This window comes from Nocardioides sp. (genome assembly GCF_036274455.1).
GTDB lineage: Bacteria > Actinomycetota > Actinomycetes > Propionibacteriales > Nocardioidaceae > Nocardioides.
The window spans coordinates 1-21,429 of sequence record NZ_DASUFR010000062.1 but is presented as its reverse complement, the minus strand read 5'-3'; the positions used below and the strand labels follow the sequence as shown (position 1 = coordinate 21,429).

The following is a 21,429-nucleotide window of genomic DNA, read 5'->3' as shown; positions in this document are numbered from 1 at the left end:
GGACGTCGTGGGATCCAGACTCAGCTGTGCGAGGTCCCAGCCGACCGGTGAGACATTCGAGAGTGCGTTCGGGTAACGGCACCATCTGCGGGGCTGGCAGAGAGCTTCACGACAGTGGACCCACGGATATCAGCCGCGCTTGGTAGCTTCGACTTCAGCGCGGACTTCATCGGCAATTCGCAACTCCCACTGCTCGACGACTACCGCCGGCACCACGCGAGGGCGGACCTCTCCGCGCATAACCTGCTGGTCATCCAACATCAGCTCGGCACGACGGTCCCTCTTGTCCAAGCACTCATCGACGACGGCATCGATCCGAACAGGACCTGGTTCGTCGACATCCCCTACTCCACCCACCCAGATGTGCGTGAAGCGCTGTTGCAACTGGCCGGTGACCCGACCCACTGTCCGGCCCTGTTCACCGACCCGCTGGTCGATTACACCTCGGCACAGCTGACGCGAGTGATCTCAACGCTGTTCGACATGCTCGATCACCACTGCAATGCCGACCTCATCGTCCTGGACGACGGCGCATACTTCCTGCGGGCCCTCAGCGTCCTGCATGCCATCTCCCATGAAGCAGCGCGCGCGTTCGCGGGCGCCCGCATGATCGAGCAGACCACTCGCGGTCATGAGTTCATCAAGTCCCACGCTGATGATCTGCGGCAGCTCGGCATCCGGGCAACGAGCATCGCCCGCGCACAGACCAAGCTGCAGTTCGAGGCTCCATTCATCGGAGCATCGGTTGCCACGGCACTGGCATCGAAGGCGCGGGCTCTGAGACCCGAAGGAGTCAGCCACGTCGCCGTTCTGGGGTACGGCGCCGTGGGTGAGGCGTGCGCTCGACAGCTGCACCATGAGTTCCCCCGCGCAAACATGACGGTTGTCGACAATGACGAAGAGCAGCTACGGGCCGCAACGACCGCCCACCCGGGCGCGACGGTCCAGGCGAGACTCGCGGAGACGGAACCACGGAATCCTCACGAACTGGGACAGTTCGACATCGTCGTCGGATGCACGGGCCGAAATTCCTTCACACTCGAGGACCGGCGCCTGCTTGCGCCCAACGCCATTCTTGCCAGTGGCTCCTCGGCAGCAGTTGAGTTCGACAGGGCGGGATTCGTCGACCTCGCCGACTACCGGGAGAACGACGAGGTCGAAATTCTCAACCGGCCGGAAGCCCACGCGATGGGCATTCATGCCGATATCCGACTTCGCTTCGAAAGGGGCGTAGAGGTCACCTTCGCGAACGCGGGCTTTCCCGTGAACTTCGATGGCCGTCGCGAGTGCCTCCCCGTCACCGCTATCCAGCCGACCAGATGCCTCATGTACGCCGCTGTCCAGCAGAGCCTCGAACAGCTGGACGCGGTCCTGCACGGCCTCGGGAAGGACGCCGACGAGTGGATCCACGCGAGAGGCCTTGCCCACCTGGCGGGGTGAACGACTCGAATCCCGCCGACTCCTCGGACCAGGTCAGTGGTTGAGCAGCGCCTCGTCGAAGAAGCCGACGACAGCAGCGAGACGATCAGCAGCGCGCTCCCGATCCAGCCGAACGGGTCGAGCCAGTGCTCGCTGAGCCAGGTCAGCCGGGAAGGCTACTTCCGCAGGACTCGCCCGTTCGTCGCCGCGGCGGCGCCGTTGATTGACGACGGGCTGCTGCTCTGCTTGGCAGCGGGCTGGGGCTTCCGCTTCATGGACACCGGATCGGTGGCGTTCTAGCGTCACGGGATGAGGAGCGAGTTCACGAGCTCCCGGGGACTCGGGGGCTGGATCGTCGGGTCCGGCCCAGAGGTGCTGCTCCTGCATGGCGGGCCAGGCATGACTGACTACATGGAGAGCCTGGTGCCGGAGTTGGACGGATACCGGGTGGCGTCGTTCCAGCAGCGGGGTCTGGCGCCGTCCACGCTGGACGGTCCGTTCGACGTACCGACGTTGCGCGACGACGTCGTCGACGTCCTCGACGCGCTCGGCTGGCAGGCCCCGACGATCATTGGGCATTCGTGGGGCGGCCACCTGCTGCTCCACGTGTTGGCGGCGGCACCAACACGGGTTGGTACCGCTCTCGTCGTGGATCCGCTGGGGGCAGTCGGCGACGGAGGGCTGGCAGAGTTCGAGGCCGAGCTGTCGAAGCGACTCCCTGCGAAGACCGTGGCGCGCCTCCAGGAGCTCGACGCGCTCGAGGCGACGCGTCCACTGTCCACGGCCGAGACGCTCGAGGCCATGGAGATCGCCTGGCCCGGGTACTTCTCGAGCCTGGATGTCGCACAGCCGATTCCCCAGAAGGGCCACGCCCCGAGCGAGGAGAGCTGGGACTCGATCAATGCCGAGCTGCCGGCTCTCGCCGGGCTGCTCCGGGGCTGCCCGGTGCCGACTCGGTTCGTGCACGGCGAGCTGGACCCGGTGCCGGTCACCGCGAGCAGGGACACCGCCGAACTCATGGGGGCGGTGGTCGACGTGCTTCCCGGGAACGGTCACTTCCCCTGGCTCGAGGACCCCGGCTGCGTGCGCCGCAGCCTCGAGAGGCTGCTGCACACGACCGGATGAGCCGCGATCAACCAGCGAGGGCCGCCGGCCACAGCACCGCGGTCGGTGAGGCAGCGGTCAGCTGCTGGCTGCCGTGCCAGGAGACGAAGGAGGCCTGCGGCAGGTAGTCGGGGCCGAGGAAGAACGCGCGGTCGATGTCGGTCACGGTGAGCGTGGCGCCGTTGTCGCTCAGACCGATCGGGACCCGCCGTACCGACACCGAGACCACGTCGGCGGGCGTGGTGCCGACGGGCAGACCCACGGTGGTGGCGGCCGGGACGTCGCGGTTGACGCTCCACTCCGGGACCTGCCTACGCAACACCGGGCGCGAGGGCCTTCGGGCAGGTATCGCCGGCGCAGTCGTGGAAGCGGCGGTCCCAGGCACGCAAGGTCGCGAGGGTGCGGGCGTACGCCGGGCGGCCGGCGGCGTTGGTGAGCTCGAACGGGTCGGTGCCCCGGTCGAAGAGCTCCTCGGCTCCCCGCGGCATCCGGATGTAGGTGTACTGGCCGTACCTGATCCCGGTGTAGAGCGGGCTGGTGCCACCGAGCACCGGGTAGGCCTCGATCGGGATGGGGCGCAACCACGGTCCGGTCTGGATCAACGGCCGGATGTCGATCCCGTCCTGGGGCCGACCCGGGCGGGCGCCGGCGATGGCAGCGATCGTCGTGGCCAGGTCGGGGGTGGTGATCGCGGTCTCGACGACCTCTCCCTTCGGGATGCCGGGTCCCCTCATGGTGACCGGGATCCGCAGCGACTCGTCGTAGTGGAGGAGCTTGCCGTAGATGTTGTGCTGCCCGGTCATGAACCCGTTGTCCGAGGCGAAGATGACGATGGTGTCGTCGAGCTGGTGGTTGCGGCGCAGCGTCGCGATGGTTCGGGCCACGGCGTCGTCGACGGACTGGAGCGACTCCAGCCGCTGCCGGAAGCCCGAGCGGACCGCCGCCCGCTGGCGGGCGGTGAGTGAGGTCCCGGCCCAGTGGGTCCCGGGGGCGTTGCCACGGAACATGTCAGGGGTGTCGGGGAGCGGGACGTGCTCCATCGTGCCGCGATACCTCGGTGCGACGTAGGGAGTGAGGACTCCCTCGGCGAGCAGCTCCTGGTCGTCGGCGTCGTCGGGTTCGCCGTGGTGTGGGGCGAGGTAGTTGACCCACATGAACCACGGGCTCCTCTTCCGCGCTTCAGAGTTCAGCAGCATGCTGCTCTGGTCCGCGATCAGGTCGGTGGTGTACTCGTGGCGCGGTGAGAGGTGCCCGTCGATGGTGAGGGTCGGGTTCAGGTAGTCGTAGGTGGACGACCCCACCGTCGCGCGCCACTCGTCCCACCCGGGAGGGACCACGGGGTCGCCGTCGTCGCCGTACCCGTTGAGGTACTTGCCGAGGAACAAGGTGTCGTAGCCGGCGCGCTGCAGCCAGACGGGGAGGGTGTTCTGGTCGTGGAACGCCTGCACTCCGCCTCCGGCGCCTTCGACGGTCAGCACGCCGTGGTTGTGTGCGTACTGCCCGGTGAGCAACGACGCCCGGGAGGGGGCACAGATAGGCGTGGGTGCGATCGCGTCGTCGAAGGTCGTGCCCTCCTCCGCGATCAGCCGCCGGGTCTGCGGCAGGTACGCCATGTCGCCGACGGCGGCGTCGTCAGCCGTGATGAGCAGCACGTTCGGCCGGTCCACCGTCCCGCCGTCGGCTGCGTGGCCTCCCTGTCGTCCCGGGACCTGCCACTCCGGCGGGGAGGACCCAGCGGACGGCGCCTTCGTCTCGGCTCTCCCGGATCCAGCCGTGGCTGGCCCTGACTGGGCGGCGGGCAGCAGCGTCAGGGTGGCAGCGGTCGTCATGACTGCCAGACCGGCCAGGCCGACCAGGCCGACCACCTTGGACTCGCGGCGCAGCAGCATGGTGTGACCTCCTCGGGCACGCCCACGGGACGGCTCGTACCCGGTGGGATGCCCGGGGTGCCGAGGTGGTTCGCGCAGCACCACCGTGGCCTCCGGAGGTGGCCCGACGCCTGAGTCTCGAGTCCCGACGGGGGCGGGCAAGTCGAACCATCAGGGGACGGGCAGGCCCGTGGGCACCGCCGGTCCCGGCGTGCAAGCGGCCGAAGGTCAGCTCGCCTGCTCGAGAAGCACGTCGGCCAGCCCCGTCGGATTGGCCAGCGCGACCAGGTGGCCGCCGTCGATGACGGTCGGCTCGATGCCGAGCCGGTCGTGCAGGTAGGCGCGCTGGAGAGGCTCGGGGAAGAGCCGGTCGTGACGGCCGGCGATCGCGCTGGTGGGCACGTCCGGCCACGCGTCGAGCGGCCACGGCTCGTCGAGCGGCTGTTCCTGCTGCACCGGCTCACCACGAGCGAGCACGGCCGCGGTGACGTCCGGCGGCACGTCGTGGAAGAACATCTCCTCGACGTCGAACGGCGCGTCCGGGTCGCGACCGTCCTGCTCGGCGTACGCGCGGCTGGCCGGCCCCTGCCCGACCGCTCCCCACCACTCACCGAAGGTCTCTCCGCGCTTGGGAACCATCGCGTTGAGCAGCACGATCCGGCGGACGTCGAGCCGGCCGACGGCCAGCGGCGCCGAGAAGCCGCCCAGCGACTGGGCGACGAGGGTGATGTCCGTGGCGCCCCCGGCTGCGGCCACGATCGCGTCGGCGTACTCCGCCAGCCCGGCGTCCTCGTCGCCCGCCGGCAGGTCCACCGACACGGTGTCCGGGCCGAGCAGGGGAGCCACACGGTAGAAGTAGTGGCCGTCGCCACCGGCGCCGGGCACGAGCACGAAGGTCACGAACGACACGACCCGTCCGACGACCCGGACTCATCGGTCACGTCGCGACCAGGTGCGACCAGTCGACCGTGGTCAGGCGCTGCTGGTACTCGCCGACCCGTCCCGGCCAGTTGGTGGTGATCCGGTCGCCGTCGCGGTACCAGCTGTCGCACCGAGCCCACACACTTTCGCGCAGTCGGCCCTGCATCTCGCGGTCGTAGGCCTCGAACGCCGCGGTCCGCACCTCGAACGCCCGCCGGTCGGTGTCTGCCAGCCGCCGCACCACCTGGGCGATCCATCCCGCCTGCGCCTCCATCATGCCGATGATCGAGCTGCCGCCCAGGTTGGTGTTGGGGCCGTAGACGCAGAAGAGGTTGGGGAAGCCCGGCACGCCGATCCCGAGGTACGCCGTCGCGCCACCGCGCCACACGTCGTGCAGCTCCAGCCCGGCACGGCCGGTGACGCGGATCGTGCTCAGGAAGTCGGTGGCCGAGAAGCCGGTGCCCCAGATCAGCACGTCGGCCTCGTGGTGGGTGCCGTCGGCGCCGACCACCCCGGTGGGCTCCACGCCGACGACCGCCTCGGTCACGACGTCGACGTGGTCGCGCGCGAGCGCGGGGTACCAGTCGTTGCTGAACAGGATCCGCTTGCAACCCATGGGGTGGTCGGGCTGCAGCTTCTCGCGCAGGGCCGGGTCCGTGACCTGTCGCCGCAGGTGCGCCCTCCAGACCTGCCTAAGTGTCGCCATGAACGGCGCCGCGATGGCCGAGCCACCGCCGAGGGCACGGTTGAGGAGCTCGCTGAGGTGGAAGGTCGCGCCGCGCTCGCCGCGCATCACCGCCGGGTGGCGGTCGAAGAGCCGGTGGTGGAACGGGCGGTACTCGGTGTCCGGCCTCGGGACGACGTACGGCGCCGAGCGCTGGAACACTGTCAGTGAACCGACCCGGTCGACGATCTCGGGGACGAACTGGACGGCGCTCGCGCCAGTGCCCACGACCGCGACCCTGGCGCCGTCGAGCGGGACGTCGTGGCGCCACCTCGCCGAGTGGAACGCCGCGCCGGCGAACGACTCGCGGCCGGGCAGGTCCGGGACCACGGGCTCGGAGAGCTGGCCCACGGCCGAGATCAGCACGTCCGCGTCGTAGGTGGTGCCGTCGGTGGTCCGCACCTGCCACGTCGCCGTCCGGTCGTCGTAGGTCGCCTCGCAGACCTCCTGCCTCGTCTGGACCGTGTCGAGCAGCCCGGCCTTTCCCGCGGCGCGCTCGAGGTAGGCGAGGATCTCGGCCTGACCGCTGTAGCGGCGGGTCCACGACGGGTTGAGCGCCCACGACCACGAGTAGAGCGGCGACGGGACGTCGCACGCGGCGCCGGGATAGGTGTTGTCGCGCCAGACGCCGCCGACGCGGTCCGCACGCTCCAGGACGGTGATGTCGTCGATGCCCTGCTGGCGCAGCGCGTGCGCCGCGCCGAGCCCGCCGAAGCCGGCGCCGATGATGACGCACCGCGGTCGGCTCACGCAGGTCAGGTGATCGTCATGCCGCCGTCGACGGCGACGGTCTGACCGGTGATGTAGCCCGCGGCGTCCGAGGCGAGGAACACCACGGTGGCGGCCAGCTCGGCCGGATCTCCCTCGCGGCCGGCGGGGATGCGCGGGAGCTTGGACTCGATGTAGCCGGGCGGGTACTGCTCGGTCATCTCCGACTCGAAGAACCCGGGTGCGATGGCGTTGACCCGGATGCCCTTGCGGCCGGTCCACTGCTGGGCGAGGTCGCGGGTGAGCCCGATCAGCGCCGCCTTGGACGAGGAGTACGCCGCCTGGGGGAGCCCCGCGGTGGTGAGCCCCAGCACCGAGCTGATGTTGATGATGCTCGAGCCCGGCTGCATGACCCGGCCGCAGGCCTGGGCCATCCAGTAGCAGCCGTTGAGGTTGACGTCGATGACCTGCCGGAACTGGTCGGGGGTCTCGTGGGTGGCCGGCACCGCGGTGCCGATGCCCGCGTTGTTGACCAGCACGTCGACGTGGCCGAACTCCTCCATCGCCAGCGCGACCAGGTCGGTGCACGACTGTGGGTCGGCGACGTCGGTGCCGTGGGTCAGCGCCTTGCGGCCAGTGCGCTCGACCAGCGCGGCGGTGTCGGCGAGCCGGTCGACCCGCCGAGCGCCGAGGGCCACGTCGGCGCCGGCCTCGGCCAGCGCCTGGGCGAACGCGACGCCCAGACCGCTGGACGCACCGGTCACCACCGCCACCTTGCCGTCGAGCCGGAAGCGGTCGAGAACGGGTCGGTCGGCCATGGGCCGACTCTAGTGTTGGGCCATGCAGCCCGAGCCCGGCCAGGTCGTCACGGTGTTCCGCAACCGGCTGCGGCCCGACGCGGATGGCTACCCCGAGCACGCCGCGCGGATGAGCGCGCTGGCCCGCGAGATGCCCGGCTACGTCGAGCACAAGACGTTCACCGCCGAGGACGGCGAGCGGGTCACCGTGGTCACCTTCGCCGACCGGGCCTCCCACGATGCGTGGGGGAGACACCCGGAGCACCGCGAGGCGCAGCGGGCCGGCGTAGATGACTACTACGAGGAGTACTCGATCAGCGTCGGGGTCGTCGACCGGGCGAGCGCGTGGAGAAGCAGCCGGCGGGAGAGGGACGCCGGGGGGTAGGTCGCGCCCCAGTCCCGCCTTGTCCCGTATCACTTTCGTGGGGAATCTCCACGGTCCCTCGCGTCTGGACAACTGTCAAGTAACGTCTTGACACCTGTCCACAAATACCTGGACGCGTGTCAAGATGCCGGGGTGATCCCGTCCACCCGGAGTCGGCGGTCGCCCGTCGACAGGTTCGACGAACGACGCAACGAGCTGGCGGAGTCGGCGCTGCTCACCTTGGGCGAGCTGGGCTATGCGCGGACCAGCCTGCGCGACATCGCGAAGCATTCGCCCTACAGCCACGGCGTGCTGCACTACTACTTCGCGGACAAGCTCGAGCTGGTCTCCTACAGCGTCACCTACTACAAGGAGCGCTGCGTGCACCGCTACGACGACGTCGTCCAGCGGTCGCAGTCGGCCCAGGAGCTGCTGGAGGGGTTCGCCGACAAGCTGGCCGAGACGATCCTCGACGAGGCGCCGATGCACCGGCTCTGGTACGACCTGCGCGTCGAGAGCATGTTCGACGAGCGGCTCCGCGACACCGTGCTCCGGATCGACCAGGCCCTCGAGGACATGATCTGGCGGATCGTGACCCGCTACGCCGAGCTGGCCGACCGTGAGGTGACGATGGACCCCACGTCGGCGTACGCCGTCTTCGACGGGCTCTTCCAGGCGGCGCTGCTCAAGCACGTCACCGGCGACCCGACCGCACTGCCCACCCTGGTCGGCCAGGTGCACCAGCTGCTGCCGCGCACACTGGGCCCGCTGCCGCATGAGGCTGCCCGGGAGAAGGCTGCCCGTGAGAAGACCGTGGACGCTGTCCGCTAGTCTGGTGCCATGCGTAGGACCCTGCTCCTTACCCAGCCGCGTTGACGACGCACAGACGTCGACGCGGCCGCCCCTCTGCCTGAGGGGCTTTTTTGTGCCCTGGACACAGCAGCAGGATCTTTGAGCGAGGAACCATGGAGACCAACGAGCAGGAGCAGGCGTCGTCGTACGACGTCCATGCGGTGCAGCAGAAGTGGCGCCAGGTGTGGGACGGGCTGGACGCGTTCCGGGCCGGCAGCGCACCGGCCGGCGCCGAGAAGCGCTACGCGCTGACGATGTTCCCCTACCCGAGCGGCGACCTGCACATGGGTCACGCCGAGGTCATGGCGCTGCACGACGTGATCGCGCGCTACTGGTGGCAGAAGGGCTACGACGTCCTGAACCCGATGGGCTGGGACTCCTTCGGCCTGCCCGCAGAGAACGCCGCGATCCGCAACAACGAGCACCCGGCGACCTACACCTACGCCAACATCGACACGCAGTACGAGTCGTTCCGCAACTACGCGATCAGCTTCGACTGGTCGCGGCGGTTCAACACCAGCGACCCGGAGTACTACACCTGGACCCAGTGGCTGTTCCTGAAGTTCCGGGAGCGGGGGCTGGCCTACCGCAAGAACAGCCCGGTCAACTGGTGCCCCAACGACCAGACCGTGCTGGCCAACGAGCAGGTGGTCGACGGCCGTTGCGAGCGCTGCGGCCACGAGGTCACCAAGCGGGAGCTGACGCAGTGGTACTTCAAGATCACCGACTACGCGCAGCGGCTGCTGGACGACATGGAGCCGCTGGAGAAGACCTGGCCCGAGCGGGTGCTGACCGCGCAGAAGAACTGGATCGGGCGGTCCGAGGGCGCTCACGTCGACTTCGCCGTCGAGGGCCACGACCCGATCCGGGTCTTCACCACGCGCCCGGACACGCTGTACGGCGCGACGTTCATGGTGGTAGCGGCCGACGCCGCGCTGGCCCAGGAGCTGGTCGCGCCCGAGCAGAAGCCGGCGCTGGACGCCTACCTGGAGGAGGTCCGCAGGGCCTCCGACATCGACCGGCTGGCGACCGACCGGCCCAAGACCGGTGTCGACCTGGGAGTCACCGCCACCAACCCGGTCACCGGCGAGCAGATCCCGGTGTGGGCCGCGGACTACGTGCTGGCCGACTACGGCACCGGCGCGATCATGGCCGTGCCCGCGCACGACCAGCGTGACCTGGACTTCGCCAAGGCATTCGGCCTACCGGTGCGCCGGGTGGTGGACACCGGGGAGGACAACCCCGAGACGACGTACGTCGCGACGACCGGTGACGGCGTCTATGTCAACTCCGGGCCGCTGAACGGCATCACCGACAAGGCCACCGGCAACCGCACGATCATCGAGCAGCTGGAGCGGGACGGCGTCGGCTCCGGCACCGTGAACTACCGGCTGCGCGACTGGCTGCTGAGCCGGCAGCGCTACTGGGGCTGCCCGATCCCGATCGTCCACTGCGAGAAGGACGGTGAGGTCGCGGTCCCCTACGACCAGCTGCCGGTGGTGCTGCCCGACCTGCGGGGCGCGGACCTGAAGCCGAAGGGCGTCTCGCCGCTGGCCGCCGCCGAGGAGTGGGTCAACACCACGTGCCCGAAGTGCGGCGGGCCGGCCAAGCGGGACAGCGACACGATGGACACCTTCGTGGACTCCTCGTGGTACTTCCTGCGCTACTGCTCGCCGAACTACACCGACGGCCCGTTCGACGAGGCGGCGGTGCGCGAGTGGATGCCCTGCGACATCTACGTCGGTGGCGTCGAGCACGCGGTGCTGCACCTGCTGTACGCGCGGTTCTTCACCAAGGTGCTGCACGACATGGGGATGGTCGACTTCGTCGAGCCCTTCTCGGCCCAGCTGAACCAGGGCCAGGTCATCAACCAGGGCAAGAAGATGTCGAAGTCCCTGGGCAACGGCGTCGACCTGGGCGCGCAGCTGCGCGAGTTCGGCGTGGACGCGGTGCGGCTGACGCTGGTCTTCGCCGGCCCGCCGGAGGACGACATCGACTGGGCGGACATGTCGCCGGGCGGCTCGCTGCGTTTCCTGCAGCGCGCGTGGCGGCTGAGCGGTGACGTGACGTCACGGCCGGGCACGCCGCCCGACGGCGGCGACGCCGAGCTGCGGCGGGCGACCGCACGGGCCGTGCACGACGCCGGCGAGCTGATCGAAGGCTTCCGGTTCAACGTGATGGTCGCCCGGGTGATGGAGCTGGTGAACGCCACCCGCAAGGCCATCGACACCGGCTGCGGCCCGGCCGACCCGGCCGTCCGCGAGGCGGCCGAGGCGGTCGCGATCATGCTGTCGCTGGTCGCGCCGTACACCGCGGAGGAGATGTGGCACCGGCTGGGCCACGAGCCGTCCGTGGCGCGCGCCGGCTGGCCGGCCGTCGACCCGGCGCTGCTGGTCGAGTCGTCGGTCACTGCCGTCGTCCAGGTGCAGGGCAAGGTGAGGGCGCGGCTGGAGGTCGCCCCGGACATCACCGCGGCCGACCTGGAGGCGCTGGCACTGGCCGACCCGGCCGTCGTACGCGCGGTCGAGGGCCGCGAGGTGCGCCGGGTCATCGTCCGCGAGCCGTCGCTGGTGAACGTCGTCGTCTGACGCCGATGAGTTCCCGGTCGTGTCGCGGTCTGATGCGACATGACCGAGACTCTTGCTGTGCAGACCCTCACCGTGGGTGAGGGCGACGACCTGATCACCTACGACGTCCGCGGCGACGTCGCGGACGCCACCGCGGATCGTCCGGCGCTGTTCATCCTCGGGTCGCCGATGGAGGCGTCGTACTTCGCGCCCCTGGCCGAGCACTTCACGGACCGGCCGGTGATCACCTACGACCCGCGGGGCGCCGCCCGCAACCCGCGCGGGACCTCACCGGTCACCCCCGAGCAGCACGCGGAGGACATCCACCGGGTCATCGAGGCGGTCGGGGCCGGGCCGGTCGACGTCTTCGCCAGCAGCGGGGGAGCGGTCAACGCGCTCGCGCTTGTTGCCGCCCACCCCGGCGATGTCCGCCGGGTGGTAGCCCACGAGCCGCCGACAGCGGCCTGGCTGCCGGACCGCGACACCATCCTCGCCGTGGCCGAGGACATGCGGGCGACCTACGAGGCCGCCGGCGACGGGCCGGCGATGGCGAAGTTCATCGCCCTGGTGATGTTCGACGGCGAGCTGCCCGGCGACTACCTGGAGCGTCCGGCGCCCGACCCGGCGATGTTCGGCATGTCGGCCGACGACGACGGCTCACGGGACAACCCGCTGATGCGCAACCTCGGGCCGTGCAACGCCTACGAGCCCGACGCCGAGGCGCTCGCCTCGCTCGGCGACCGGCTGGTGGTCGCGGCGGGCGAGGACTCCGGTCAGCAGATGGCGGCCCGCGGCGGCTACTCGGTCGCGGCCCGGCTGGGCACCGAGGTGGCGATCTTCCCGAAGGGACACGGCGGGTTCCTGCCCGGCGACGGCGACCCCGACGGGTTTGCGGCGCGGCTCCGGGAGCTGCTCGGCTGAGCCGTTCGGCTCATGTCGACGGCAGAGGCGACGCGTTAGCCTCGCGTCCATGGCTGTCGTCGTGGTCACCGACTCCACGGCGACCCTCTCGCCGGAGCTGGCCGACAAGCGCGGCATCGTGGTGGTTCCCCTCCAGGTCGTGATCGGCGCCGACGTCTACGACGAGGGGTCCGACGGCGCAACACCGGCGATGGTCGCCGCCGCCTTGAAGGAGTTCCGGCCGGTGAGCACCTCGCGGCCCACCCCGGCCGCCCTGCTCGAGGTCTACGAGGAGTGCGCGCGCAGGGGGGCGACCGAGATCGTCTCGGTGCACCTGTCCTCGGACATGAGCGGGACCTTCGAGTCGGCGCAGCTCGCTGCCCGTGAGGCGCCGGTCCACGTCGTACCCGTGGACAGCCGGCAGGTCGGGGTGGCGACCGGGTACGCCGCCCTGTCCGCCGCCGACGTCGTCGACGCCGGGGGCTCGGCGGAAGAGGCCGCCGAGGCCGCGCTCGAGCGCGCCTCGCGGTGCCGGTCGCTGTTCTACGTGGACACGCTCGAGTACCTGCGCCGTGGCGGCCGGATCGGCGCAGCGGCCGCCCTGCTGGGTGGCGCGCTCGCCGTCAAGCCGCTGCTCGAGATCGCGGACGGCAGGGTCGCCTCGCTCGAGCGGGTGCGAACCTCGGCGCGGGCTCTGGCCCGGCTCGAGGAGCTCGCGGTGCAGGCGGCCGGCTCCGACCCGGTGGACGTCACCGTTGCGCACCTGGCCTCGTCGGACCGCGCGGCACAGCTGCAGGAGAAGCTGGCCGGCCGGCTGGCCGACAACCTCGAGGGCCGTGACGTGAGCTGCGCCGAGCTGGGCGCGGTGCTGGGTGCGCACGTCGGACCGGGGATGCTCGCGGTCTGCGTCGCACCGCTCCTCTGACGGCTGGACGACCAGATTCCGTCCACAACCGGTCCGTCCGGGCGGGTTGTCCACAGGCCACGGGCTCGGCCCGCTCGGCCGTCGCCGGATCTTCCTAGGTTCGTCGCATGCACACTCGACGAGCCCACGACCACGACGCGGCCCTCTCCCGCCGGCTCGCTCGGCTGGGCGACGAGCTGTCCGACCACCCGGGCGGCGTCCGCCCGGCCCGGCCCCAGGCGCCCCCCGCCGACCTGACCGCGGAGCCGTGGTGGGACGACCACACGCGGCCCGCCGCACCGAGACGCCCACCCGCGGCGCCGCCGGCCGTCCCGCGACCGCTGCCCGGGGCCGTGCCCCGCACGCCGGCGCCCGGGCGCCACGCCGCCGCGCGGACGCGCGGCACCGGCTCGCTCGGTCCCGCGCAGCTGGCGGCCATCGCGGTCGTCGTGGCTGTCGCCGTGGCGGTCACGTGCTGGTGGCTGGTGCGGGGCTCGCCGCACCAGGCGGCCGACCTGGCCGCCGCGCCGGCGCCCGGTCCAGTGACCGTCGCCCCCCAGGTCGAGCCCGTGGACGACCCGGCTGGCGCCGGGGCCGCGGGAGCAGCCGCGTCGCATGCCCCGCCGTCGACGGTGACCGTGGACGTGGCCGGCAAGGTCCGCCACCCCGGCATCGCCGTGCTCGACGCCGGATCTCGAGTGGTCGACGCGATCAAGGCTGCCGGCGGCGCCCGATCCGGGGTCGACCTGACCACGCTCAACCTCGCCCGGGTGCTGGTCGACGGCGAGCAGGTGGTCGTCGGCGGGACGCCTCCGTCGGGTGCCGCCGCCGACGCGGTGCCCTCGGGCGCCCCGTCCGGGCCGGCGACCCTGGTCAACCTCAACACGGCCACGGCGACCGAGCTCGACACGCTGCCGGACGTCGGGCCGGCCACGGCGGCCTCGATCCTGCAGTGGCGCGACCAGCACGGCGGGTTCACCTCGGTCGACGAGCTGCTCGAGGTCGACGGCATCGGTGAGGTCACGCTCGGCAAGCTCGCGCCCTACGTGACGGTGTGACCCCCGATGCCGCCCCTGCGTCCATCCGCCGCCTCGACCCGCGCATGCCGGTCCTGGGCGCCGCAGCATGGCTCGGCGCGGTGGCCGGCACGGTGCTGCACGGCCGACCGCTGGTGTCGCTCGCCCTCGCTGTGGTGGTGGGCTGCGCCGCGATCGGGGTGGTGGGCCGGCGCCATCCTGGCCTCGTCCGGTCGGTGGCAGCGTTGCTGCTCGTCGCCCTGGCCGCCGGCTCGATCGCCGCCCTGCGGTTCGAGCGGGTCGCCCACAACCCGGTCTCGGCGCTGGCTGACGACGGCGCCGCGGTCACGCTGCTCGGGACGGTCACCTCCGACCCGCACCTGGTCGCCGGCGGCTTCTCGGAGACCGTGGTGTGGCGGCTCGCGGTCCACCGCGTCACGGGCCGCGGTCGGACCATCGACCTGGCCGCACCCGTCCTGGTCCTGGGCAGCCCCGACGACGCACGGGTGCCCCTCGGCGCCACGGTGTGGCTGCGCGGGCGGCTGGTTCCGGCCGACGACCGCGACCTGGCCGCGATGGTGCGACCCAGCGGCAACGTGGAGCTGGTCGGGCGTCCCGGTGCGTGGTGGCGCGCGGCCTCCGTGGTGCGCCGGGCGCTGCGCGAATCGGTGGCCCACCGGCCAGCAGACCAGCGGGCCCTGGTGCCCGCCCTGGTGGACGGCGACGACGCCGAGGTCGCCCCGGGGCTGCAGGACGACTTCCGCACCACCGGGCTGACCCACCTGCTGGCGGTCAGCGGCACCAACCTGACCCTGGTCGTCGGGTTCCTGCTGTGGCTGGCCCGCTGGTGCCGGGTACGCGGGCGCTGGCTCCACCTCGTGGCCGCGGCCGGCATCGCCGGGTTCGTGCTCATCGCCCGCACCGAGCCGAGCGTGCTCCGCGCGGCGGTCATGGGCACGATCGGCCTGGTCGCGCTGGGCGCCGATGGCCGGCACCGGGCCCTGCGCGGGCTCGGGACGGCGGTGCTCGTGCTGGTGCTGGTCGATCCCGGACTCGCGGTCTCGGCGGGCTTCGCGCTGTCGGTCCTGGCCACCGGCGGCATCCTGCTGCTGGCACCGGCCTGGCGGGACGCGCTGGTGCGGTGGTTGCCCCGATGGCTGGCCGAGGCGGTCGCGGTGCCGGCCGCGGCGCAGCTGGCCTGCACGCCGTTGGTGGCGGCCATCTCCGGGCAGGTCAGCCTCGTCGCGGTGGCCGCCAACCTGCTGGTCGCGCCGGTGGTCGGCCCGGCCACGGTGCTCGGCCTGGCTGGTGGGCTGCTCACGCTGCTCTGGGCTCCGGTCGGCCGGCTCTGCGGGACCCTCGCCTCCTGGTGCGTGGCCTGGCTGGTCACCGTGGCCCACCACGGGGCGGCGCTGCCGACGCCCGCCGTCGGCTGGGGGACCGGTCCGGTCGCGCTCGCCCTGCTCGTCGTGGCCAGTGCCGTGATCGCGATGGCGGCACCACGGCTGCTCGTCCGGCCGGTGACGGCGCTCGGCGCCGCCGGCGTGCTGGTCGTCGCCGTGCTGGTCCGGCCGCCGACGTTCGGGTGGCCGCCCGATGGCTGGGTGCTGGTGGCCTGCGACGTGGGGCAGGGCGACGGGCTCGTGCTCGACGCCGGCCCGGGCCGCGCCGTCGTGGTCGACGCCGGCCCCGAGCCGCGCGCGATGGACCGCTGCCTCGACCGGCTGCGGGTTCGTGAGGTGCCGCTGCTGGTGCTGACCCACTTCCACGCCGACCACGTCGACGGGATCAGCGGCGTCCTCGCCGGCCGCCGGGTCGGCGCGGTGGAGACGACCCGGCTGCTCGACCCGCCGGGCGGCGTACACGAGGTCGAGCAGGCAGCGTCCGGCGCGGGGCTGGTGGCCGCTCCGGCGCCCTACGCCGCCACCCTGGCGGTCGGGTCGGTGAGCCTCCAGGTGCTGTGGCCGCGGCCCGACTCGCCGAGGTTCGGTCCGGGGGACGGATCGACGGCCAACGAGGCCAGCGTGGTGCTCCTGGTGCAGGTCGCCGGACTCCGGCTGCTGCTCACCGGTGACGTGGAGCCGGAGGGCCAGGGCGAGCTGGCCCGGCTGGTCCCCGGGCTGCACGTCGACGTGCTGAAGATGCCCCACCACGGCAGCCGCTACCAGGACGAGGGTTGGCTGTTGTCGCTCCAGCCGCGCGTGGTGCTGGTCTCGGTCGGGGCCGACAACGACTACGGGCAGCCGGCCCGCTCCTCGCTCCAGCCGCTGGCCGACGCGGGGGCGGAGGTGCTCCGCACCGACCAGGACGGTGACCTCGCCGTGGTCGCCGACGGTGGCCTGCCGAGGGTGGTGACCAGCAGATGAGGTGTCGGACCTCGGCCATAGGGTGGGTCCCATGGCCGGCACGGAGTCCCCCTTGGGCCGGGTCGTGCTGGTCACCGGCAAGGAGGAGTTCCTCAGCGAGCGCACCGTCTCGGCTGCACGTGCCGCGGTCCGCAGGGCCGACCCGGAGTCGGAGCTCTCCGAATCGCCGGCCTCCGCGCTGACGCTGTCGACGTTCGGAGAGCTGGCCGCGCCCTCGCTGTTCAGCTCTGTGCGGTGTGTCGTCGTCCGTGGCATCGAGGACCTGCCCGAAGAGTCGGTGGACGGGCTGCTCGCCTACGCCGCGGCCCCGGCGGAGGACGTCGCGCTCGTCCTGGTGCACGGCGGTGGGGCCAAGGGAAGCGGGGTGCTGACCAAGCTGCGCAAGCTGCCGGCGGTCACCGAGCACAAGTCGGCCGAGGTCAAGGCATGGGAGTTCGCCGGCTTCGTCGTGGCGGAGGTGAAGGCGCACGGCGGCCGGATCGACAAGGAGGCCGCTCAGGCCCTCGTCGACGCGGTCGGGCAGAACCTCCGGGCACTCGCCGCCGCGGCCGACCAGTTGACCGCCGACGCGGACGGCCGTCCGCTCGACCTCGAGCTGGTCCGGCGCTACTTCGGCGGGCGGGCCGAGGGGAAGGCCTATGCGATCGCCGACGCGGCCCTCGCGGGCGAGCGGCAGGCCTCACTCGAGGAGCTGCGCTGGGCGCTCTCGACCGGCATGTCCGCGACCTACGTGACCTCGGCGATGGCGGGCAGCACCCGCTCGCTGGCGAAGTACGTCGGAGCTCCCAAGAACCTTCGCGAGGCAGACCTTGCGGCTGCCGCGGGGGTGCCGCCGTGGAAGCTGAAGCAGCTCAGGCAGCAGTCCCGCGGCTGGACCGAGGCAGGTCTGGCTCGCGCGATCCGTGCCGTGGCCCAGGCCGACGCGGACGTGAAGGGCGCGGCCAGCGACGCCAGCTACACCCTGGAGCGGCTCGTGCTCACGATCACCGCGCTCCGCGAGCCCCGCTGAACCCGAAGCCGCGACAAGGTCGAGCCAAATGCAGAACGACCCGCCCGGATCGGACGGGTCGTGAGGGGCTGCGTCTCAGAGAGAGGCGGCCTTCTGGGCGATCGCGGACTTGCGGTTCGCGGCCTGGTTCTTGTGGATGACGCCCTTGGAGGCGGCCTTGTCCAGCTTGCGGGACGCGTCGCGCGCCAGCTCCTGCGCCTGCGCGGCGTCGCCGGCCTCGGCGGCCTCGCGGAACTTGCGCACGGCGGTCTTGAGGCCGGTCTTGACGGCCTTGTTGCGCTCGTGACGCTTCTCGTTCTGCTTGTTCCGCTTGATCTGGGACTTGATGTTGGCCACAGGTGCTCTTCCGGTGCGTGGTGGACGTTGCGTTTGAGTTCGTGGGCGCGGCGGACCGCCGCCAGCGCGACGGACAACGGTAACAGCGGGCCGGTCAGCCTCTCAAATCCGCACGACGCCGGCACGCGGCGCACTCATGCCCAGCCGCGCCGCTCGCTGAGCCACTCCCAACAGACCTCACCCTGCCACCGCTGCGCGTCGCGGATGAACGGCGACGTCGGCGGCACGGGGTCGTCGGCGCTCTTGAGGAAGTAGCCGGTGATCAGGGCCAGCACGATGTCGATCTGCTCGCGGGGCACGACGGACAGCAGCCGATGGGTCCCGATCACCTGCTCGACGTCGAGGCCGTCGCCGCGGGGCCCGATGAGAAGGAACAGGGAGTCCAGCCAGGCGGCGCCGGCGAACGGCCAGTTCCAGTCGCACAGCAGCGCGCGTCCATCGGAGGTGAGAAGGATGTTGTCGTCGCGCACGTCGGTGTGCACCACCGTTTCTCCGGCCATCGCCTCGACGTAGCGCGTGGCGAGCCCGGCGGCCTCCTCGAGGTGCAGCAGGTCCGGCCGGGACGCGCGCAGGTGGTCCCAGAACGCCGGCCACGACGTGAATTCCTCGGACGCCGGAGGGAGCTCCAACCCGGGCGGCGGCGGGGTGAGCACACCTGCTGCGGCGGTCAGGGTGTCGAGGCACAACCTCAGCTCGCCCTCGCGCCAGGGTCGGCGTGGAGCGTGGGCCTCGACGTACTCGGTCGACAGCACGAACCAGCCGTCCACCTCCGCGGTCCACAGCAGGCGAGGGGCCGGCGCGGCCGGCGGCAGGACCGCGAGCTTGCGGGCCTCCTCGCGGTAGGCGTCGGCGAACATGCGTTGCGCCTTCGTGGACGCCGCCTTCACGAAGTGGTGGCTGCCGTCGTCGCACTCCAGCACCGAGGCGAAGCCGGGCGTGAACCCGCTGTTCTGCGATGTCGCGGCGGTCACGGGCGCGCCGCAGCGCCGCTCGACCTCGGCGCGCACCGCGGGCGGGAGGTGGCCCCACTCCAGGCGGCGGGCGGTCCGGCCGTGGGGAATGGGAGAGGGCTGCACCCGCTCATCTTCGCGGCCGGCCCCCTGCGGCTGCGAACCGGTTGCGGGGTCAGGCGGCCCTGGGGAAGGGATCGGTGTCCGGGCCGCCGTCCCACAGCCGTCGCAGCACGCGGGCAAGCCTGGAGGGTCGTCCCAGGTTGTCGGGCGTCTCGGGTCGGACGGACCGAGGACGCCTCCGACCGGGGTCGGATGTGCGGCGGCGCGCCCGGGCCTACCCTCGATGGGTGCTCTCGGGCTCGTTCGTGCAGCGGCGCAAGCGGCAGTGGGTGGCCGCCGGGCTGCCCGACTACCCACTGTGGATCAGCGCGTTCATCGACTCCTCCGCCATCGTGACCGCTGCCGTCGCGGTCGGGCAGCGCTGGGGTGACGGTGCGCTCCTGGCCGCCGGGCTGATGGTCGTGGCCCTGCTGCCGTGGTCGCTGGAGCTCTGGGCACAGGGGCGGACCTGGCCGGCGTTCGTGAGCACGCGACCCGGGAGCGGCAGGCGGTGCTCGAGGAGCGCCAGCGGATCGCCCGCGACGTGCACGACCTGGTCGGCCACTCGTTGAGCGTGACGATGCTCCACCTGACCGCGGCTCGCCGCGACCTCGAGGAGGCAGCCGCGGGTCACGCGAGCATGGAGGAGGCGGTCGAGGCCCTGGGCGAGGCCGAGCGGGTGGGCCGGCGCGCGATGTCAGACATCCGCCGCACCGTCGACCTGTTGGGACGGGACGAGCCGGCGGCCACCATAGCCGCCCGAGCCAGCAGCTCGGGGCGAGGTTCACCGCCGGTCCGCAGGCCCGCAGCTGGGTCGTCCACGTCGAGCTGCTCCGAGGCGACGGCCTGGTCGCGCCCGGCGATTCGTCTGCGGGTTGACCGGGCCCGCGAGCGAGGCGGTCGCAGACGAATCGTCGTCCGTGGCCGTGCGTGCGAGGATTTCCGCGACATGACGCGCAACGCCCCGCCTCCCGGTCACACCGACCCTGCGACGATCCGCAACTTCTGCATCATCGCGCACATCGACCACGGCAAGTCGACGCTCGCGGACCGGATGTTGCAGCTGACCGGCGTGCTCGACGAGCGCAGCGCCCGGGCTCAGTACCTCGATCGGATGGACATCGAGCGCGAGCGCGGGATCACGATCAAGAGCCAGGCGGTCCGGCTGCCGTGGACGGTCGAGGCCGGCAACGAGCAGGGTGCCGAGCCGGGCACCTACGTGCTCAACATGATCGACACCCCCGGCCACGTGGACTTCACCTACGAGGTGTCCCGCTCGCTGGAGGCGTGCGAGGCGGCCGTGCTCCTCGTCGACGCCGCCCAGGGCATCGAGGCCCAGACGCTGGCCAACCTCTACCTCGCGCTCGGGGCCGACCTGCACATCATCCCGGTGCTCAACAAGATCGACCTGCCCGGTGCCAACCCGGAGAAGTACGCCGAGGAGCTCGCGCACATCGTCGGCTGCGACCCCAGCGAGGTGCTCCGGGTCAGCGCGAAGACCGGCGACGGCGTCGACGCCCTGCTCAACGAGATCGTCCGGCAGACGCCGCCACCGATCGGAGTCGCCGACGCCCCGGCGCGCGCCCTGATCTTCGACTCCGTCTACGACACCTACCGCGGCGTGGTGACCTACGTGCGGGTCATCGACGGCAAGCTGTCGCACCGGGACCGGATCCGGATGATGTCGACGGGCGCGACCCACGAGCTCCTCGAGCTCGGCGTGATCAGCCCCGAGCAGGTCAAGGCGGGCGAGATCGGCGTCGGCGAGGTGGGCTACCTGATCACCGGTGTGAAGGACGTCCGCCAGTCGCGGGTCGGCGACACCGTCACGACCCAGTACCACGGGGCAACCGAGCCGCTCGGCGGCTACAAGCACCCCAACCCGATGGTCTACGCCGGCCTCTACCCGATCGACGGCGATGAGTTCAACGACCTGCGTGAGGCGCTGGAGAAGCTCCAGCTGAACGACGCGGCCGTCACCTTCGAGCCGGAGACCTCCGGCGCCCTCGGGTTCGGCTTCCGCTGCGGCTTCCTCGGGCTGCTGCACATGGAGATCACCCGCGACCGGCTCGAGCGCGAGTTCGACCTCGACCTGATCTCGACCGCACCCAACGTGGTCTACGAGGTCGTGATGGAGGACGGCTCCCGGCACGTGGTGACCAACCCCAGCGAGTTCCCGGAGGGCAAGATCGCCGAGGTGCACGAGCCCGTCGTGCGCGCGACGATCCTGAGCCCGTCGGACTACATCGGCACGATCATGGAACTCTGCCAGAACAAGCGGGGAAACCTGCTCGGGATGGACTACCTCTCCGAGGACCGCGTCGAGCTGCGTTACACGCTGCCGATGGGAGAGATCGTCTTCGACTTCTTCGACCAGCTCAAGTCGCGCACCAAGGGCTATGCCTCGCTCGACTACGAGCGCTCCGGCGAGCAGGCCGCCGACCTGGTCAAGGTCGACATCCTCCTCCAGGGCGAGCCGGTGGACGCGTTCTCCGCGATCGTGCACAAGGACGCGGCGTACT

General features: G+C 71.5%; 20 protein-coding genes and 1 pseudogene. 14 read left to right on the top strand and 7 right to left on the bottom strand.

Annotated features, from left to right (window positions below):
• Positions 1-114 precede the first annotated feature (114 nt).
• Genes VFV89_RS05905 through VFV89_RS05895 form a run of 3 tightly spaced genes read left to right on the top strand, consistent with a single transcriptional unit; the run spans position 115 to position 2,544 of the window.
• Entirely contained in the window at positions 115-1,440 is a 1,326-nt protein-coding gene (locus tag VFV89_RS05905; RefSeq protein ID WP_329704984.1) for an NAD-binding protein, read from the top strand.
• A gap of 36 nt (positions 1,441-1,476) precedes the next feature.
• Complete coding sequence (locus VFV89_RS05900; protein ID WP_329704983.1) at positions 1,477-1,719, top strand: hypothetical protein; 243 nt, start codon at positions 1,477-1,479, stop codon at positions 1,717-1,719.
• Positions 1,720-1,728: 9 nt separating this feature from the next.
• Positions 1,729-2,544, top strand: coding sequence for an alpha/beta hydrolase (locus VFV89_RS05895; RefSeq protein ID WP_329704982.1), 816 nt, complete (start codon positions 1,729-1,731; stop codon positions 2,542-2,544).
• Between the two features lie 7 nt (positions 2,545-2,551).
• On the opposite strand, the gene VFV89_RS05890 is transcribed toward VFV89_RS05895, so the two are convergent.
• The 5 genes from VFV89_RS05890 to VFV89_RS05870 all read right to left on the bottom strand — a co-directional run bounded on the left by VFV89_RS05890 (position 2,552) and on the right by VFV89_RS05870 (position 7,562).
• Positions 2,552-2,845: a hypothetical protein gene (locus tag VFV89_RS05890; RefSeq protein ID WP_329704981.1), complete on the bottom strand. Its 294-nt coding sequence runs from the start codon at positions 2,843-2,845 to the stop codon at positions 2,552-2,554.
• Complete coding sequence (locus VFV89_RS05885) at positions 2,835-4,412, bottom strand: sulfatase (protein WP_329704980.1); 1,578 nt, start codon at positions 4,410-4,412, stop codon at positions 2,835-2,837. The genes VFV89_RS05890 and VFV89_RS05885 overlap by 11 nt, the downstream gene beginning before the upstream one ends.
• Before the next feature lie 207 nt (positions 4,413-4,619).
• Positions 4,620-5,300, bottom strand: coding sequence for an alpha/beta hydrolase (locus VFV89_RS05880; RefSeq protein WP_329704979.1), 681 nt, complete (start codon positions 5,298-5,300; stop codon positions 4,620-4,622).
• Positions 5,301-5,328: 28 nt separating this feature from the next.
• Positions 5,329-6,786, bottom strand: a complete 1,458-nt coding sequence (locus VFV89_RS05875) for an NAD(P)/FAD-dependent oxidoreductase (RefSeq protein ID WP_329704978.1) — start codon at positions 6,784-6,786, stop codon at positions 5,329-5,331.
• 5 nt (positions 6,787-6,791) lie between these two features.
• Entirely contained in the window at positions 6,792-7,562 is a 771-nt protein-coding gene (locus VFV89_RS05870) for a 3-oxoacyl-ACP reductase family protein (protein ID WP_329704977.1), read from the bottom strand.
• Between the two features lie 22 nt (positions 7,563-7,584).
• Between VFV89_RS05870 and VFV89_RS05865 the strand changes: the two genes are divergently transcribed.
• The 8 genes from VFV89_RS05865 (at position 7,585) to holA (ending at position 17,519) form a co-directional block, all read left to right on the top strand.
• A complete protein-coding gene (locus VFV89_RS05865; protein WP_329704976.1) occupies positions 7,585-7,926 on the top strand; it encodes an antibiotic biosynthesis monooxygenase in 342 nt (113 codons plus the stop codon).
• A 132-nt stretch (positions 7,927-8,058) separates the two neighbouring features.
• Positions 8,059-8,736, top strand: coding sequence for a TetR/AcrR family transcriptional regulator (locus VFV89_RS05860; protein ID WP_329704975.1), 678 nt, complete (start codon positions 8,059-8,061; stop codon positions 8,734-8,736).
• 134 nt (positions 8,737-8,870) lie between these two features.
• Entirely contained in the window at positions 8,871-11,345 is a 2,475-nt protein-coding gene (gene leuS / locus VFV89_RS05855) for a leucine--tRNA ligase (protein ID WP_329704974.1), read from the top strand.
• Positions 11,346-11,402: 57 nt separating this feature from the next.
• A complete protein-coding gene (locus tag VFV89_RS05850; RefSeq protein WP_329704973.1) occupies positions 11,403-12,245 on the top strand; it encodes an alpha/beta hydrolase in 843 nt (280 codons plus the stop codon).
• 49 nt (positions 12,246-12,294) lie between these two features.
• Positions 12,295-13,149 (top strand): DegV family protein, encoded by an 855-nt coding sequence (locus VFV89_RS05845; protein WP_329704972.1) that lies wholly within the window; start codon positions 12,295-12,297, stop codon positions 13,147-13,149.
• A gap of 107 nt (positions 13,150-13,256) precedes the next feature.
• Positions 13,257-14,186, top strand: a complete 930-nt coding sequence (locus VFV89_RS05840) for a helix-hairpin-helix domain-containing protein (RefSeq protein ID WP_329704971.1) — start codon at positions 13,257-13,259, stop codon at positions 14,184-14,186.
• The gene (locus VFV89_RS05835) at positions 14,183-16,510 is read left to right on the top strand and encodes a ComEC/Rec2 family competence protein (RefSeq protein ID WP_329704970.1); all 2,328 of its coding nucleotides are present in this window, start codon (positions 14,183-14,185) and stop codon (positions 16,508-16,510) included. The genes VFV89_RS05840 and VFV89_RS05835 overlap by 4 nt, the downstream gene beginning before the upstream one ends.
• A 31-nt stretch (positions 16,511-16,541) precedes the next feature.
• Complete coding sequence (gene holA / locus VFV89_RS05830) at positions 16,542-17,519, top strand: DNA polymerase III subunit delta (RefSeq protein WP_329704969.1); 978 nt, start codon at positions 16,542-16,544, stop codon at positions 17,517-17,519.
• 75 nt (positions 17,520-17,594) lie between these two features.
• Here holA and rpsT read toward each other — a convergent pair whose 3' ends face one another.
• Complete coding sequence (rpsT, locus tag VFV89_RS05825; RefSeq protein WP_329704968.1) at positions 17,595-17,855, bottom strand: 30S ribosomal protein S20; 261 nt, start codon at positions 17,853-17,855, stop codon at positions 17,595-17,597.
• Between the two features lie 134 nt (positions 17,856-17,989).
• A complete protein-coding gene (locus VFV89_RS05820; protein WP_329704967.1) occupies positions 17,990-18,931 on the bottom strand; it encodes a phosphotransferase in 942 nt (313 codons plus the stop codon).
• 224 nt (positions 18,932-19,155) lie between these two features.
• Here VFV89_RS05820 and VFV89_RS05815 point away from each other — a divergent pair, with 224 nt between their 5' ends.
• From VFV89_RS05815 to lepA, 3 genes and pseudogenes are all read left to right on the top strand, one after another.
• Positions 19,156-19,479, top strand: coding sequence for a hypothetical protein (locus VFV89_RS05815; RefSeq protein WP_329704966.1), 324 nt, complete (start codon positions 19,156-19,158; stop codon positions 19,477-19,479).
• 8 nt (positions 19,480-19,487) lie between these two features.
• Positions 19,488-19,574 (top strand): annotated as a pseudogene (locus VFV89_RS24825) (hypothetical protein); the annotation flags it as partial.
• A gap of 282 nt (positions 19,575-19,856) precedes the next feature.
• Positions 19,857-21,429 (top strand): translation elongation factor 4 (gene lepA, locus VFV89_RS05810; protein ID WP_329704965.1); only part of this gene is annotated, 1,573 nt, incomplete at its 3' end.

Coding starts and splice junctions, on each gene's coding strand:
- VFV89_RS05885 (WP_329704980.1), bottom strand. CDS start 4,412: ATGCTGCTGCGCCGCGAGTCCAAGGTGGTCGGCCTGGTCGGCCTGGCC.
- leuS (WP_329704974.1), top strand. CDS start 8,871: ATGGAGACCAACGAGCAGGAGCAGGCGTCGTCGTACGACGTCCATGCG.
- VFV89_RS05840 (WP_329704971.1), top strand. CDS start 13,257: ATGCACACTCGACGAGCCCACGACCACGACGCGGCCCTCTCCCGCCGG.
- VFV89_RS05865 (WP_329704976.1), top strand. CDS start 7,585: ATGCAGCCCGAGCCCGGCCAGGTCGTCACGGTGTTCCGCAACCGGCTG.
- VFV89_RS05870 (WP_329704977.1), bottom strand. CDS start 7,562: ATGGCCGACCGACCCGTTCTCGACCGCTTCCGGCTCGACGGCAAGGTG.
- VFV89_RS05845 (WP_329704972.1), top strand. CDS start 12,295: ATGGCTGTCGTCGTGGTCACCGACTCCACGGCGACCCTCTCGCCGGAG.
- VFV89_RS05895 (WP_329704982.1), top strand. CDS start 1,729: ATGAGGAGCGAGTTCACGAGCTCCCGGGGACTCGGGGGCTGGATCGTC.
- holA (WP_329704969.1), top strand. CDS start 16,542: ATGGCCGGCACGGAGTCCCCCTTGGGCCGGGTCGTGCTGGTCACCGGC.